13 protein-coding genes are annotated in these 15,973 nt (G+C 49.3%); all 13 read right to left on the bottom strand.

Going from position 1 to position 15,973, the window contains the following annotated elements:
• Window positions 1-3 precede the first annotated feature (3 nt).
• Entirely contained in the window at window positions 4-1,269 is a 1,266-nt protein-coding gene (gene eno / locus E4K71_RS03255) for a phosphopyruvate hydratase (protein ID WP_135076499.1), read from the bottom strand.
• A gap of 202 nt (window positions 1,270-1,471) precedes the next feature.
• A complete protein-coding gene (locus E4K71_RS03250; protein ID WP_135076496.1) occupies window positions 1,472-4,927 on the bottom strand; it encodes a pyruvate carboxylase in 3,456 nt (1,151 codons plus the stop codon).
• 277 nt (window positions 4,928-5,204) lie between these two features.
• A complete protein-coding gene (locus E4K71_RS03245; protein ID WP_135076493.1) occupies window positions 5,205-6,281 on the bottom strand; it encodes a carbohydrate kinase family protein in 1,077 nt (358 codons plus the stop codon).
• A 15-nt stretch (window positions 6,282-6,296) separates the two neighbouring features.
• Window positions 6,297-6,755, bottom strand: a complete 459-nt coding sequence (locus E4K71_RS03240) for a methylglyoxal synthase (RefSeq protein WP_135076490.1) — start codon at window positions 6,753-6,755, stop codon at window positions 6,297-6,299.
• Window positions 6,755-8,185: a pyruvate kinase gene (pyk, locus tag E4K71_RS03235; RefSeq protein ID WP_135076487.1), complete on the bottom strand. Its 1,431-nt coding sequence runs from the start codon at window positions 8,183-8,185 to the stop codon at window positions 6,755-6,757. The genes E4K71_RS03240 and pyk overlap by 1 nt, the downstream gene beginning before the upstream one ends.
• Before the next feature lie 226 nt (window positions 8,186-8,411).
• A complete protein-coding gene (gene eda, locus E4K71_RS03230) occupies window positions 8,412-9,053 on the bottom strand; it encodes a bifunctional 4-hydroxy-2-oxoglutarate aldolase/2-dehydro-3-deoxy-phosphogluconate aldolase (protein WP_135076484.1) in 642 nt (213 codons plus the stop codon).
• Window positions 9,054-9,064: 11 nt separating this feature from the next.
• Complete coding sequence (locus tag E4K71_RS03225) at window positions 9,065-9,991, bottom strand: sugar kinase (protein ID WP_206201951.1); 927 nt, start codon at window positions 9,989-9,991, stop codon at window positions 9,065-9,067.
• A gap of 62 nt (window positions 9,992-10,053) precedes the next feature.
• Entirely contained in the window at window positions 10,054-10,818 is a 765-nt protein-coding gene (locus E4K71_RS03220) for an SDR family oxidoreductase (RefSeq protein ID WP_206201980.1), read from the bottom strand.
• A 19-nt stretch (window positions 10,819-10,837) separates the two neighbouring features.
• Complete coding sequence (locus tag E4K71_RS03215; protein WP_135076478.1) at window positions 10,838-11,866, bottom strand: alcohol dehydrogenase catalytic domain-containing protein; 1,029 nt, start codon at window positions 11,864-11,866, stop codon at window positions 10,838-10,840.
• A gap of 16 nt (window positions 11,867-11,882) precedes the next feature.
• The gene (locus E4K71_RS03210; protein WP_135076475.1) at window positions 11,883-12,986 is read right to left on the bottom strand and encodes a mandelate racemase/muconate lactonizing enzyme family protein; all 1,104 of its coding nucleotides are present in this window, start codon (window positions 12,984-12,986) and stop codon (window positions 11,883-11,885) included.
• A gap of 27 nt (window positions 12,987-13,013) precedes the next feature.
• Complete coding sequence (locus E4K71_RS03205; protein WP_135076472.1) at window positions 13,014-14,291, bottom strand: TRAP transporter large permease; 1,278 nt, start codon at window positions 14,289-14,291, stop codon at window positions 13,014-13,016.
• A gap of 9 nt (window positions 14,292-14,300) precedes the next feature.
• Complete coding sequence (locus E4K71_RS03200) at window positions 14,301-14,879, bottom strand: TRAP transporter small permease (protein WP_135076469.1); 579 nt, start codon at window positions 14,877-14,879, stop codon at window positions 14,301-14,303.
• Window positions 14,880-14,899: 20 nt separating this feature from the next.
• Window positions 14,900-15,886, bottom strand: coding sequence for a sialic acid TRAP transporter substrate-binding protein SiaP (locus E4K71_RS03195; RefSeq protein WP_135076466.1), 987 nt, complete (start codon window positions 15,884-15,886; stop codon window positions 14,900-14,902).
• Window positions 15,887-15,973 lie beyond the last annotated feature (87 nt).

Below are 15,973 nucleotides of genomic sequence, written 5' to 3'. Positions count from 1 at the left end.
TACTTAAAGTGTTGAGATATAAAGAGCCTGCTCACCAAGCTCTTCTTCAATACGGATCAGTTGATTATATTTGGCGATACGGTCAGAACGGCTGAGTGAGCCTGTCTTGATCTGACCAGCATTTGTTGCCACAGCGATATCTGCAATGGTTGAATCTTCTGTTTCACCGGAGCGATGCGACACAACAGCTGTGTAATTAGCCTTATGAGCCATCTCGATGGCTTCCAATGTTTCAGAAAGGGTGCCGATCTGGTTCACCTTGATCAGGATGGAATTGCCCACACCTTGTTCAATCCCATCAGCCAGACGCTTCGGATTGGTCACAAACAGGTCATCCCCGACCAACTGGCACTTATCACCAATCAGGTCAGTCAGGATTTTCCAGCCCGTCCAGTCATCTTCATCCATCCCGTCTTCAATAGAGACAATCGGGAATTTTTCCACCAAATCAGCCAGATAACGGGCCATTTCCTCTGAACTCAGGCTCTTGCCTTCACCCGCCAGTTCATATTTGCCATCATTGTAAAATTCAGAAGAGGCCACATCCAGAGCAACCTTCACATCTTCACCCGCCGTATAACCTGCATCTTCAATGGCTTTGATGATGAATTCCAATGCTTCTTCACTGGAAGACAAGGCCGGGGCAAAACCACCTTCATCCCCAACATTGGTGTTATGCCCTGCTGCTTTCAAGCCAGCTTTAAGCGCATGGAAAACTTCTGCGCCCATACGAACAGCTTCTTTCAAAGAAGCAGCGCCCACAGGCATAATCATAAATTCCTGAATATCAATCGGGTTATCGGCATGCGCCCCCCCATTAATGATATTCATCATGGGCACAGGCATCTGACGGGCAAAAACACCCCCCAGATATTTATAAAGCGGCAAGCCAGCTTCTTCTGCGGCGGCTTTCGCTGTGGCTAAAGACACACCCAAAATGGCATTTGCCCCCAAACGCCCTTTATTGTCAGTCCCGTCCAGTTTGATCATGGTCTCATCAACCAAAAGCTGATCAGTTGCATCCAAACCAACAAGCGCTTCAACAATCTCGTCATTCACCGCTGAAACTGCTTTCAAGACCCCTTTACCAAGATAACGTTCTTGATCACCATCGCGTAATTCTACAGCTTCATGAACACCTGTAGAAGCCCCGCTAGGTACGGCTGCACGACCCATTGCACCGCTTTCCAATACAACGTCCACCTCAACAGTGGGGTTGCCACGACTATCTAAAATTTCTCTTGCTTTGATGTCTGCAATCATTGACATAATCTGTTTTCCTTTAAAAAAAATCCCTCAGGAGCATGGCCTCCTGAGGGAAGTTGACCTGTGTTCGATGTCTAGGGAGCTCGAAACAACAGGGAGGCAAAAACCGCCCAAAGGTGCTTGCAAAAAGCTCAGGAGTTGCACCTTTGGGCATAATTGGAAAGGTTCTCAATTCGGGTAAAAGAACGCCTCCAAAAATAATTTGTTAATCATCATCCACCACAACGAGCAGATCTTTGGTATCGACCTGGGTTCCTGCAGTTGCGATGACTTTTGTGATGGTGCCGGGTTTGTCGGCCAGAACGGATGTTTCCATCTTCATGGCTTCGATAGACAGCAGTACATCACCGCGTTCCACACGATCACCTTCCTTGACCGAGACAGACACCACCAGGCCCGGCATGGGGGCGCCGATGTGGTTTTCGTTGCCGTCTTCGGCTTTTGGCGCCGCTTCTTTCAGCGGAGCCTGGGTTTTATCGGTGATCTTCACGTTACGCGGCTGACCATTCAGTTCAAAAAAGACTGTACGCTTGCCTTCTTCATCCGCATCACTGATGGCGCGAAAGCGAATGAACAGGGTCTTGCCTTTTTCAAGGTCCACCGCTATTTCTTCACCCGGTTCCATCCCGTAGAAGAACGCCCCTGTGGGCAGAACCGTCACATCGCCATATTGATTTTGATGGCTGACATAATCACGAAACACCTGCGGATACATGATGTAAGAGGCCAGTTCATTATCTGTGATCTCACGCCCTGCCAAGTCACTGGCGGCTTGCTTTTCAGCATCCAGATCCAGCGGTTCCATGACAGAACCGGGGCGCACCGTAATGGGTTCTTCGCCTTTGAGCACTTTTGCTTGCAGCTCTTTAGGGAAGCCCCCTGTGGGCTGGCCCAACTCGCCTTTAAAGAAAGACACTACACTTTCCGGGAAGGCAATTTCCTTATCCGGGTTTTCCACATCGGCGCGGGTCAGGCTTGACGTCACCATCATCAGGGCCATATCACCAACAACCTTGGAAGATGGCGTGACCTTGACGATATCGCCGAACATCTGGTTGACCTCGGCATAGGCATCAGAGACTTCACTCCAATGTTCTTCAATCCCGAGGGAACGAGCCTGTTGGCGCAGGTTGGTATACTGACCACCGGGCATTTCATGGTTATACACATCCGATGTGCCACAGCGGATATCGCTTTCAAAGCCCACATAGTTGGCACGGACCTGCTCCCAGTAATCAGAGACTTCGCGCATGGCGAGCTGATCAATACCGGTATCACGTTCCGTATTGCGAAGGGCCGCCACGATAGAGCCCAGATTGGCTTGTGAGGTCAAGCCGGACATAGCATCCAGAGCCCCATCGGCAATATCCAGACCTTCTTCATTCATGGCCATGATGGTGGCCCCGGCGATACCGGATGTGTCATGGGTATGGAAGTGGATCGGAATGGAGACTTCGTTTTTCAAGGCCCGCATGAGCTGACGCCCGGCTTCGGGTTTGAGCAAGCCTGCCATATCCTTAATCGCCAGAATATGAGCGCCTGCTTTTTCCAGTTCCTTCGCCATATTGACGTAATAGGTCAGGTCATATTTGGCGCGGTTCGGGTCGAGAATATCGCCAGTATAACAAACGGTGGCTTCACAGACCTTGCCAGTATCGAGCACCGCATCCATGGCGATGCGCATATTTTCAACCCAGTTGAGGCTATCAAAGACACGGAATACATCCATGCCGGCTTCCGCTGAACGGTTGACCAGATATTTCACCGCATTATCTGGATAGTTGGTATAGCCCACCCCGTTTGAAGCACGCAGCAACATTTGTGTTAAATGGTTCGGCATGGCCGCGCTGAGGCGTTCCAGTCGATCCCACGGACATTCTTTCAAGAAGCGCATGGCCACATCGAACGTTGCCCCGCCCCAACATTCAATAGAGAACAATTCCGGCAAGCGCGCCGCATAAGTCGGAGCAATCTTGACCAGATCGTCTGTGCGCACACGGGTTGCCAGCAAGGACTGGTGCGCATCCCGCATGGTGGTATCGGTCAAGAGCAATTGTTTTTGCGCAAGGACCCAATCAGCCACCGCCTTTGGCCCGTCTTTTTGAAGCTTTTGCTTCAAGCCCTCTTGCAGGGGAACCGCATGGCTGGGGGCAACCGGATGGTGGATATGATCAGGTGCCTTGCGCCCCAAAACTTCCGGGTTGCCATTGACCATGACTTCACCCAGGAAATTGAGGATTTTAGAGGCACGGTCCTGACGTTTGGGCATATCAAACAGTTCAGGCGTGGTATCGATGAATTTAGTAGTATAGGCTCCAGTCAGGAACTTTTCATGGGACAACACGTTTTCCAAAAAGACCAGATTGGTCGCCACACCGCGAATACGAAATTCACGCAAGGCACGATCCATACGCGCAACGGCCTCATTCGGGCTTGCCCCCCAGGCAGTGACTTTTTCCAGCAAGCTGTCGTAATAACGTGTGACAAGTGCGCCAGAAAAGGCCGTACCGCCATCAAGGCGAATACCAAAGCCAGTGGCCCCACGGTACGCGAGGATTTTACCGTAATCGGGGATAAAGTTGTTTTCTGGGTCTTCTGTGGTGACACGACACTGGATGGCGTGACCATGCAGTTTGATCTCATCTTGAACAGGTACACCGCTGTCATCGCGGCTAATCATGGCGCCTTCACAGATGCGAATTTGGGCCTGAACGATATCAATGCCAGTCACGACCTCTGTCACCGTATGTTCCACCTGAACACGCGGGTTCACTTCGATGAAGTAGAATTCTTCGGTGTCCACATCCATCAGGAACTCAACGGTACCGGCGCAAGAATAACCAGCTGTGCGAGCAATTTTCAGGGCCGCTTCACACAACTCGTTGCGTTTTTCATCATTCAGATATGGCGCAGGGGCGCGTTCCACTACTTTCTGGTTACGACGCTGAACCGTACAATCGCGTTCAAACAGGTGAACGATATTACCGTGGGTATCGCCCATGATCTGGACTTCCACGTGGCGGGCACGACGGACCAGTTTTTCCAGATAAATCTCGTCATTACCGAAAGCAGCCTTGGCTTCACGCTTGGCCGCATCGACCTGTTGCAGCAGTTCCGCTTCACTTTCAATTTCGCGCATGCCACGGCCACCGCCGCCCCAGGATGCCTTGGTGATCATGGGGTAGCCAACTTTAGCGGCTTCTGCCTTAATGATCGCCTCATCTGCGGGTAAAGCGTCAGTTGCAGGCACCACTGGCGCACCAGCGCGAACGGCCAGTTCACGGGCCGATACCTTATTGCCCAGACCTTCCATCACTTCCGGGCTGGGGCCGACAAAGATGATACCTTCTTCACGACAACGACGCGCAAAGATCGGGTTTTCTGACAAAAGGCCATAACCGGGGTGAACCGCATCCACATTGGCATCTTTGGCCACACGGATGATGGTTTCAATATCAAGATAGGCTTCAACCGGACCTTTGCCCTCGCCAATCAAGTACGACTCATCAGCCTTAAAACGATGAAGGGCAAAACGGTCTTCATTGGAATAAATCGCAACAGTCTCAATGCCAAGCTCACTTGCCGCACGGCAAATACGAATGGCAATCTCACCACGGTTGGCGGCTAACAGCTTGCGGATCTTTTCGGGACGCGTGATCATGATGTACCTACTTCATTCTTCTTTTTGTGAACATTCAGAGGGGGCTTTCTAAGGCACCGGAAAGGCCCCCTCTGAACACTCGCCATATCAGCGTGGGTCTCGTTGCCGATATGGTATTCTTCAAAAAAGTCTGAGGGGAAAACCATAATGGTCAAAACCTCTTCCCCTCAGACAGTTTGTCGCATAAACCTTATGACCTATGGCGTAAGCACAAGGTTCTGCGGGTGGAGAAAACACACAGGGGAGTGTCTCAATGTGTTTCCTATCTCCTGAATATTCAGAGGAAAGACTGAATGCGGGAACTATCCATTCCCAAAATCTTTTTCTGAAGTTCATCAGCCTGCATCAGGCCGCTTTGTGTATCTAATGTTGAGGCCACTGCCGCCCCGTTACTAACTGCCATATTTAAGGCCGTATAAACTGTTTGCTTGGAGGCCAGCGCAAAAGCCAAGGTCGCATTAAAGGCATCCCCGGCCCCAATGGTTGATTCAACCTCACACGGTACAGAGGGGCGAAACAGAATGGTTTCTTTTGTTGCCAGATAGGCCCCTTCCGCCCCATTGGTCACCATCAAATAAGTGCCCCCAATTGACAGAATTTGATCGCGTAAATGTTTCAGAGAAACTTTCGCATCTGTCTCGCCAAGCCCCTCAGCGATGATTTCAGGTAAATCAATGGCTTTCGCTGTCACCTGATCCTGAGCGATGGCCATGCCTTGGGCTAAAGCTGTGGCCTCTTCCTTATTGATCGCAATCAAATCGACAGAAGCCAAGGCATCAAGAACCTGTTGTTTGCGGTTACGAATTTGGCGAATACCGGGGTTACAGGCGACAAAAGCCCCAGCATCTTTCGCCATTTTCACAATGGCAGGAAAAGCATCCGCAGAATTGGAACTGAGTGTTGAAACATAGACCAAATCTATGCCCTCAAAGGTCTTTTCAGAAAGATCGTCTAAAGACAGGGTTGTATTGGCCCCACGATGGACAAAAATGCCAGCATTTCGATCATGGGAAGACACAATAATCGACTTGCCTGTCTGACGCCCCGGTTCTTTTCGGACATGACGGGTGTCAATCTGTTCTTCGTGTAAGCGTTTCAAAACCCGCTCACTATCAAGGTCATCCCCCAGCTTAAGAACACAAGAGACCTCTCCCCCCAAACGGGCCATGGCAACCGCTGCATTGGCCGCACCGCCACCCACATGATTATCAATACGCCGGGCTTCAACTTTCTTGCCCTGCTCCATCATCAAGTAGGAATTGGTCGCATTACTCATGGTCAGGCATTCGATATTTTCTGTATCAATTGAGGTAATCACATCAATTGATGCACCACCGATCACAAGTACTTTCATATCCCTGTCCTTACGTTATGTTTTTGACACACTGCGGTTTAAATAGCTGGTCCAACGTTCTTCGCGTTCTGCCAGACGGTGTTCGGAAATCTGTGAAAAAGCCGGGCTTGTCACAATCAAGTTAGCCGTTGCCGGATTACAGGCAATCGGCACATCATAAAGGGTAGAGAGCCTTACCAATGCCTTTACATCCACATCATGGGGCTGTGCTGTCATAGGGTCCTGGAAGAAAATCAACGCATCCAGCTTGCCTTCGCAAATCAAGGCCCCGAGCTGTTGGTCCCCACCCAATGGACCTGACTTTAAGGGTGTCAGGTCCAACTCGGGATGGGCCTCAAGCAGGGTTTTGGAGGTTGTGCCCGTTCCGTAAAAACGGTGTCCTGCCAGACGTTCCTTATTTTCAGTTACCCACCCCACGAGATTTGCTTTCATCGCATCATGGGCAACCAGACCTATGGCAAGCGGTTTGGACATTAAGCCTCCCCGCCGACTTCAGCGATGCGCAAGATATTGGTTGTCCCGGCGCTGCCAAAAGGTACACCTGCGGTAATCACCACCGTATCACCCGTTTCGACCAAGCCTTTTTCGCTGGTGACTTTCAGCGCTGTTTGTACCATTTCGCGCATATCCGTTGCATCAGGACATACAACCGCATTCACACCCCAAACCAGACTCAGCGCACGCGCAATCTGCGTGTCATATGTCAAGGCAATGACAGGGGCTTCCGGTCTTTCACGGGCGGCACGCAAGGCCGTCTTACCCGAGGTGGAATAACAAATCACAGCTTTGGCATTCACCGTTGGGGCAACCTGACGTGCTGCTGCACTGATCGCATCTGTCTTGGTGCTTTCTGTTCCCTTGCGAGATGCCTCCATCAAGGAGCGATGCAGCGGGTCACTTTCCACTTCGGTGATAATGCGCGCCATCATGGAGACAGCTTCCAGCGGATAATCCCCGGCAGCTGTTTCTGCAGACAACATCACCGCATCCGCACCATCATAAACGGCAGAGGCCACATCAGAAGCTTCCGCACGCGTTGGGGTTGGCGTATTAATCATCGTTTCAAGCATCTGTGTTGCAACGATCACAGGGCGCCCCAAGTTACGCGCCGCAGACACAATGCGCTTTTGGATCGCAGGTACTTTTTCTGGTGGAAGCTCCACCCCCAGATCACCACGTGCAACCATGACAGCATCTGTATGTTCCAAAATACCTTCCAGATGCACAAGGGCTGTTGGCTTTTCAATCTTTGAAATAAGCTGTGTCCGTTCACCTGCGAGTTCGCGCAGTTCAATCAAATCTTCCGGACGCTGTACAAAGGACAAGGCGACACTGCCAACCCCCTGATCCAGGCCAAAGGCAAGATCACGCTTGTCTTTTTCTGTCATGGCCGAAACATTGATCTCACAATCAGGCAGGCTGACACCTTTACGGTCAGACAGATAACCGTCAACTTCTGCAAAAGCGATGACGCGGTCTTCATCAACCTTGGACACACGCATGATCATCTTGCCATCATCAATCAGCAAACGATCGCCTTCTGACAAAGCATTGATGATTTCAGGGTGTGGCAAATGCACACGGTTTTCATCACCTGCAGCACTGTTCAAATCAAATTTGATAGACTGACCTTTTTCCAGATAAACCTTGCCTTCAACAAAGGTTCCCAGACGGAATTTTGGCCCCTGAAGATCCATGAACATTCCCAAGGGGCGACCAAGTTCCTTTTCAGCAAGGCGCACAGCCTTAATACGGGCAGCATGTTCTTCATAATCCCCGTGAGAGAAATTCAGTCGAAAAACATTGGCACCAGCCTTTGCCAAAGCCAAAACCATTTCCACTGAGGAACTGGACGGCCCTAAGGTCGCAATAATCTTTGCCTGCTTAGATGATGTCTGTGTCATGTTATTTTCCAACTTATTTCAATCCTTAAAACGAAACTTTACTTAATCGAAAGGTCACGAGCTCAGTTCACAAATGAATTAATGTATACATTATATTATTCATTAATATCCACTACGGGTCAAGCCCTTTCCCGCCCTACATTCAACCAAACAATCATTCATATTATGATAATACTATAGAAAAACCACCCGGAACTCAAGCATCATTCATAATATGATATTATTTTTAGAGCTTATCCTTGTTTACCAATGCACTAGCAGATGCCGCACGGCGACCGATCTCATCCCAATCTTGCTTATTCACCAAATCACCGGGGGCAATCCAGGTACCGCCAACAGCAAAAACATTGTCCAATGCGAGATAATCCAGAACATTTGCAGGCTTCACCCCACCTGTCGGACAAAAAGAAACATCGCCAACCGGGCCAGAAACCGCTTTGAGGTAATCAATCCCCCCTGCCACACTGGCAGGAAAGGCTTTTTGTTCCATAAAGCCTGCCTCACGTAAGGTCAGAACTTCACTCAGAGTACTTCCCCCAGCAAGGAACGGCAGATCACTGTCTTTCAGAGCTTTAAACAAATTCGGAGAAACCCCCGGCGACACCCCAAAGGCCACGCCCATTTTTTCAATTTGTTCAAGCTGTTCAGGTGCTAAAACCGAACCCACACCAATAACGGCCCCTTCAACTTCATTCATAATTGCCTGAATAGATTCAAGGGCAGCGGATGAACGCAGCGTAATTTCAAGAACAGGCAGTCCATTTTGCACCAAACAACGGGCTAAAGGGACAGCATGGGCCACATCTTCAATCACAAGAACAGGGATGATTTTACTCAGACCAGTTACACTAGAGACACGTGTCTTCATCAGAAAATTCCTTAACTTACCTTTTGCCAAACATTTTGTGGAATGATACCGCCGGGATGCATAATCACCTGAGCTGCAACCCTGTGGGCCATTTCAGCAGCCTGACGAATAGAGCCCCCTTGCAAGCGTGCACCGAGATAACCTGAACTAAAGGAATCCCCTGCCCCTGTGGTATCAACAGGTGACAGTTTTTCAGGCGCGTTGATATGATCGCGTTCAAGATCAGTCACAACCAGACAACCATTTGCGCCATCCTTGACCACAACTTCCTCAGCACCAAATCCTGACCAGCGTTGACAAACGTCATCAAGAAGAGCCTCCCCCCACAGGGCACAATCATCTTCCGGGGTAACAAAAACAATCTTGGAAACCCCGGCAACATCTTGGAAAGCCTGTCGACATTCATCTAAATCCGGCCATAAAGCCGCCCGGAAATTTGGATCAAACGCCACATCGGCTTGATTAGCTTTCAAGGCTTCAATCAAATTTGTACGCTGTGCCGCATCCAGAACAGCCAGTGAAATGCCAGATACATAGACCAGATCAAATCCTTCAAGCTGTTGCGCAATATCTGATATGCTTCGATCTTGATATAAAAAGCGTGCTGCTGCTGTTGAACGCCAATATTGGAAATAGCGCTCGCCGGTTTCGTCATTCTCAATCAGGTAAAGCCCCGGTGCTTTATCTTCGAAAAGCCGCACGTGGGAAGTATCAATCCCTTCTTGCTCAAAAGCTGAAACCATTGCTTTACTTTGCGGATCCACACCCAACGCCGTGATATAGCTGACATCCACGGCATCACCAAACTGGCGCTTCAAATAAACGGCTGTAGTGTAGGTATCACCGGCAAAACCAAGCTTGAACAAACCCTCTTGGGCTGGAGATAGCTCCACCATACATTCGCCAATACAGGCTATTGCTTTTCGATTTGACTGCACGATCTTTTCCTTCAAAGTTTTGGAATGGGCTATGGGGACAATAGCCCATTCCAATCAGGGCCTTAACGACCCATCCAGCCGCCATCAACAAGAGTGATCGCGCCATTCATGTAGCTTGATGCATCCGACGCCAAAAAGACAACCGGACCAGCAAAATCTTCAGGCTCGCCCCAGCGCCCAGCCGGAATACGTGACAAAATCGCATTGGCACGTTCTGCATCATCTTGCAGCGCCTGTGTATTATCTGTTTTGATGTAACCCGGTGCCACCGCATTGACATTCACACCTTGTGATGCCCATTCATTGGCAAACGCCATAACAAGCTGACCCACACCGCCTTTAGAGGCTGCATAACCCGGCACTGTAATACCGCCCTGGAACGTCAGCAAAGAGGCTGTAAAGATGACCTTGCCATAACCACGCGCAACCATTTCCTTACCGATTTCACGGGTCAGAATGAACTGGGCGTTCAGGTTGACTTCAATCACCTCATCCCACATTTCATCAGGATGTTCAGCCGCAGGCGTGCGCAAGATCGTCCCGGCGTTGTTGACCAGAATGTCAATCTGCGGGTTTTCCGCTTTTACCTTTTCGATAAAGGCATACAGGCTTTTACGATCTGCAAAGTTACAGGAATAGCCTTTAAAGTTACGCCCTGTGGCACGTACAGCTTTTTCAACTTCACTGCCTTCGGCTTCCAGTGTTGCACTCACACAGATAATATCAGCACCGGCTTCTGCCAAACCAACAGCCATTGCCTTACCAATGCCGCGCTTGCCACCTGTGACCAACGCTGTTTTGCCCGCAAGGGAAAATTTATCAAGAATAGACACGTGTTTTCTCCGTTTATTGAATTTCGTCAGCAACCTGAATCAGGCTTTTCATCGCTTGTGGATTACCACTGAGTGCTTCAAAGGCTTGCGTAATCTCACTGAGGGCACGAACATCTGTGATCATGGATTCACAATCGATATCCCCATTTGTCACCATCTGAATGGCATCTTCAAAATCCTGACCTTCGTAAACACGCGCACCCAGCAATTCGAGTTCCCGCCAGAAGAACTGGAACATATCGACCTGCGGCTTATTAGGGTGGATCGCAACCATCACGATACGGCCACGTACAGCTGCTGCCGCAGTCATCGCTTCCACACCGGGTTGAGAGCCGGAAACTTCAAAGACCACATCAGCACCCTTGTCCCAGGTCTTCTGGTTAATGGTCGTTACCAAATCTTCGTTTAAGGGGTTGATGGTTTCAAAGCCCAATTGCTGGGCAAAAGCCAGACGTTGTTCACTCACTTCGGAGATAATGACATTACCACCCTGCTTGCGTGCAACCATCGCCACCAGCATCCCGATCGGGCCACCACCGATAACCAGCACATCTTCACCAGCTTGTAAGCGGCTGCGGCGAACGTCATGGCAGGCAACTGCAATCGGCTCAACCAACGCGCCGTATTTCAGCGGCATAGAAGACGGGATTTTGTGAACCGTATTGGCAGGCACTGTCCAACTTTGCTGAAAGGCCCCATCCGTATCCAAGCCCAGGAATTTGAGATTATGACAAATATGAGAATGACCTGCCTTACAAGCCGGGCATTCACCACAGGCTTTCAACGGACGGATCACCACATGATCGCCTTCCTTGACGTCACCGACATCACTGCCAATAGCTGTCACCGTACCGGACATTTCATGCCCGATAACACGGTTATGACCAATACGGGCATCCATTGAACCATGATAGGCATGGAGATCTGTCCCACACACACCGCAATAAGCGACCTGAACTTGGACTTCATCAGCAGCAGGGGCTTGCGCCTCAACACTTCTGATTTCAAATGTTTTATCACCTGTATAAAACGCTGCTTTCATTTTCTTTTCCTAACCTTTAAGAGCGCAGAGAAACTTCGTGCGGGTTTAATTTTTCAAAATCAAAGACGACACCTGTGCCCGGTGTGCTCGGGGCAATGGCCAGGGCATCTTCCACAACCAATGGACGGGTGGTGTATTCATCAATGGGGAAACTATGAACTTCCAGCCAACCTGCATTGGATTGGGCAGAAAGCAGACTGACGTGCAGTTCCTGCATGCCATGGGTACAAATCTGCAATCCATGTTCTCGGGACTTTTCAGCCACTTTCAACCAACCGGAAATACCGCAACAGTTTGAAGCGTCCGGCTGAATAAAGGTCAGCTTGGCCCGGTCAAAGGCGTACTCAAACTCATGGATGGTATGGAGGTTTTCCCCCATGGCCAGTGAAATACCTGTTTCATCAGCAATACGGGCAAAACCGTCATAATCATCAGGAATGGTTGGTTCTTCAAACCAAAGAACATTAAATTCCTGAAACGCACGGCTGGCTTCGATGGCTTTTTCCACAGACATGGAATAATTAGCATCCACCATGAAAGTGATATCATCACCAATCAATTGGCGAACTGCACGGGCACGTTCAATATCATCAGCCAAATCTTCCTGACCGACTTTGATCTTGACCGCATTGAAGCCGTCATCCAGATATCCCTGAATGCTGCCCAGCAGTTTTTCCAAAGAGAAATTCAGGTCAATACCGCCACGATAAGCTTTGGTGCGATCAGACGCCCCACCGGCCACTTTCCACAGGGGCTGGCCCAGCTTCTTACAACGGATATCCCAAAGGGCGATATCAAGGGCGGAAATTGCAAAAGAAGCAATGCCACCGCGACCGACATAGTGAATATGCCATTCCATCATGTCGAAAAGTTCTTCGATATTGGTCCCATCACGACCAATAAGGGCCGGGGCAATATCGTAGTCAATCATCGCAGCAATGGCACGTCCGCCCTTACCGCCAGTGTAAGTATAACCAAACCCTTCGCTGCCATCTTCCAGAGTGATTTTCACAACGATCAGCTCGAAATGTGTGTGATCACCATGCTTCGCATCTGAGAGAACTTCTTTCAGAGGTACAGCGAAAAGTTGTGTTTGGATATTTGAAATCTTTGTACTCATTATTTTTTTCTCAATCCGGCCTGCTGATTAACGATAAAGTGTTTCTGGCAACCACATAGTCAGCTGCGGCACAAACGTCAGGATCAGAAGGACTGTTACAAGGGGGATGAGGAATGGTGCTGTTGCAACCACGCATCGTTCAAACGGGACGGCCGATACCTTTGACAGGACATAGAGAACCATGCCAACAGGCGGGGTCAGCAGACCAAGCATCAGATTCAGGATCAAAATGATGCCGAAGTGAACCGGATCAACACCCATTTTCATCACGACGGGGAGGAGAACTGGCACCAAAATTGTGATGGCGGCCAAAGTTTCCATAAAGCAGCCGATAATCAGGATCAGCACCGTCACAATCAACATGATCGCAATATGGTTATCTGTGAAGCCCAGCAGGGTTGTTGCAAAATGTTCCGCCACTTGGTTTGCCGTCAAAATCCAGGCAAAGATAGTAGAAGCTGCAATGATCATCATGATTGAGGCTGTTGTTTCCAACGTATCCATTGAGACCCGTAAAATGGATTTCAGGTTCAACGTGCGATAAACGACAGTGCCAAGGAACATGGAGTAAGCTACCGCTGCAATCGCTGCTTCTGTAGGTGTAAACAGACCCGTCAGAATACCCCCTACGATAATGACCGGTGTCATGAGTGGCGCAAAAGCTTCCTTGAATGTATGACCAAGGCGAGACCACATAAAGCAATCATCTTTCGGATACCCACGTTTACGTGAGAACCACCAAACCATCATCATCAAGGAACCGGCCATCATCAGGCCCGGTACGATGCCCGCAGCAAACAGTTGACCGATAGAGGCATCGCCAATAACACCGTAAACAATCAACGGCAGGGACGGTGGAATAATCGGACCGATGGTCGAAGAAGCCGCTGTAATCCCGACAGAAAAGTCTTTGTCATAACCGGCATCTTTCATCGCCTTGATCTCAACATTGCCAAGACCACCAGCATCAGCCACTGCCGCACCGGACATACCTGCAAAGATCACACTGGCACCAACATTTACGTGACCCAGACCACCATGCATCCAGCCAACACAAGCGCGTGCAAAGCTGAAGATTTTATTGGTAATCCCTGATGAATTCATCAAATGGCCAGCCAGAATAAAGAACGGCACGGCAATCAGGGGAAAGCTGTTCACACCGCTGATCATATTATGCAGAACCACCATTTCCGGCAGACCTTGAAACATAATGAAGATCAAAGAAGACAAGCCCAGAGAAACCGCCACCGGCACGCCGATGATCAGGAAGAAAAACAAGAGTACAAATAGGATAATAATTGACATGATAAGTTCCTATTCATTCAGGGCATGTTCTTCGATTTCAGCGACAATTGTCTTGCTGTCAGATCGAATTTTGTGAACGAGCCAGATGACTGAATATACAGCCATAATTGCGAAACTAATGGCGACGGCCCAGTAGATCATTGCCTTGGGAACCGGAATGGAAATCATATTCTGGCGCGTGACTTCTGCCAGCTGATATCCCACATAGGCCATATAGCCGAAAAACGTAACATTGATGAGTTCTGCGAGGATCGAAAGGGCTTTTGCCACCGGAGTTGGGACAAAGCGGTAAAAGAACTCCAAGAAAATATGGGTTCCTTTTCTCGCCCCTGTAATCGCCCCACAAAACGCAACAAGGATCAGGAGAAAACGGGCGACTTCTTCCGTCCAACCCAGCGAGTCATTCAGGACATAGCGGGTAAAGAACTGTAAGAAAACAACGACCATTAAGATCCAGAAGAAAATGAGGCCCGGAGTGTCTACCCAACTAAAGTCAGAGACATCGACTTCCTTTTCCTCGATTTCCAGTTCTGGGAAAGGGGCATCCCCCTCTCCCGGACCGGATGTATGATTATGTTGGGAAGACATAACTCAACACCTGTTTTGACTTAAAGAGACTTCAGACGACGGACTTGCTCTTGTGTAAACGGCAGGTCTTCTGCAGACATGGCCGGAACAAGCGCATCCTGGAAAGCTTTCTTGTCAACAGAGATCACCTTTGTGCCTTGTGCTTCAAACCAAGCGCCAAGCTCTTGCTCAGACTTGTTGATTTCTTCAGAGGCACGCACAGACGCTTCCTGCGTTACTTGCTTGAGGATCGCATAATCAGCATTACCCACTTTGCGTTCTGTCAGACCAGACATCAGCGTCAAAGAAGAAATTGTGATGTGACCTGTCAGGTTGATGTGAGACTGTACTTCGTGGAATTTTTTGAACTTGATAGTCGGAAGCGGGTTTTCCTGTGCATCAACAACACCTTGTTGCAACGCCAGATATACTTCAGAGAAAGCCATCGGTGTCGGGTTTGCACCCGTTGCTTTCGGGAACATCATGAACAACGGTGCATTTGGCACACGGATTTTCAGGTTCTTCATGTCAGCCGGTGTTTTGATCGGCTTATTAGATGTGACGTGACGCTGACCATAATAAGACAGGGCCGTAATTTCATTGCCTGTTGCCTTTTTATAACCCTGGCGGATTTCAGCAAACAGGTCACTGTCACGGTATTTTTTCCAGTGGTCGTAATCACGAACCATGAACGGATAGTTTGAAATCGCTGCAGGACCGTAGAACTGTTCAGCAAATGCCGCACCTGTGATGATGATATCAATGGAACCGATTGTCAGACCTTCGTTGATATCCATTTCCTTACCCAATGAAGAACTTGGATACACTTGAAGTTCCACACGACCTTCGGTGCGTTTTTTCACTTCTTCGGCAGCCCAAAGTGCACTTTTATGATACGGATGCTCCGGCTCATAAACGTGAGCCCATTTCAGTGTCTGACCCGCATCAGCCTGGCTAATAAAACCGCCGAAGCCTGCAACGGCCACAGCAGCACTTAAAATAAACTTACGCGTACGCTTGAAATTCATAACTTCTTCCTTTGTTTTGCACTCCGCTCAAAGGGGAGTGCCTCTCTGCTAAATTGTCGAATGACACAAAATCAACCGACAGCTAAA

The sequence above is a fragment of the Terasakiella sp. SH-1 genome, from assembly GCF_004564135.1.
Taxonomy (GTDB): domain Bacteria; phylum Pseudomonadota; class Alphaproteobacteria; order Rhodospirillales; family Terasakiellaceae; genus Terasakiella.
The sequence above is the reverse complement of the archived record's forward strand: the minus strand, read 5'-3'. Positions and strand labels throughout refer to the sequence as shown.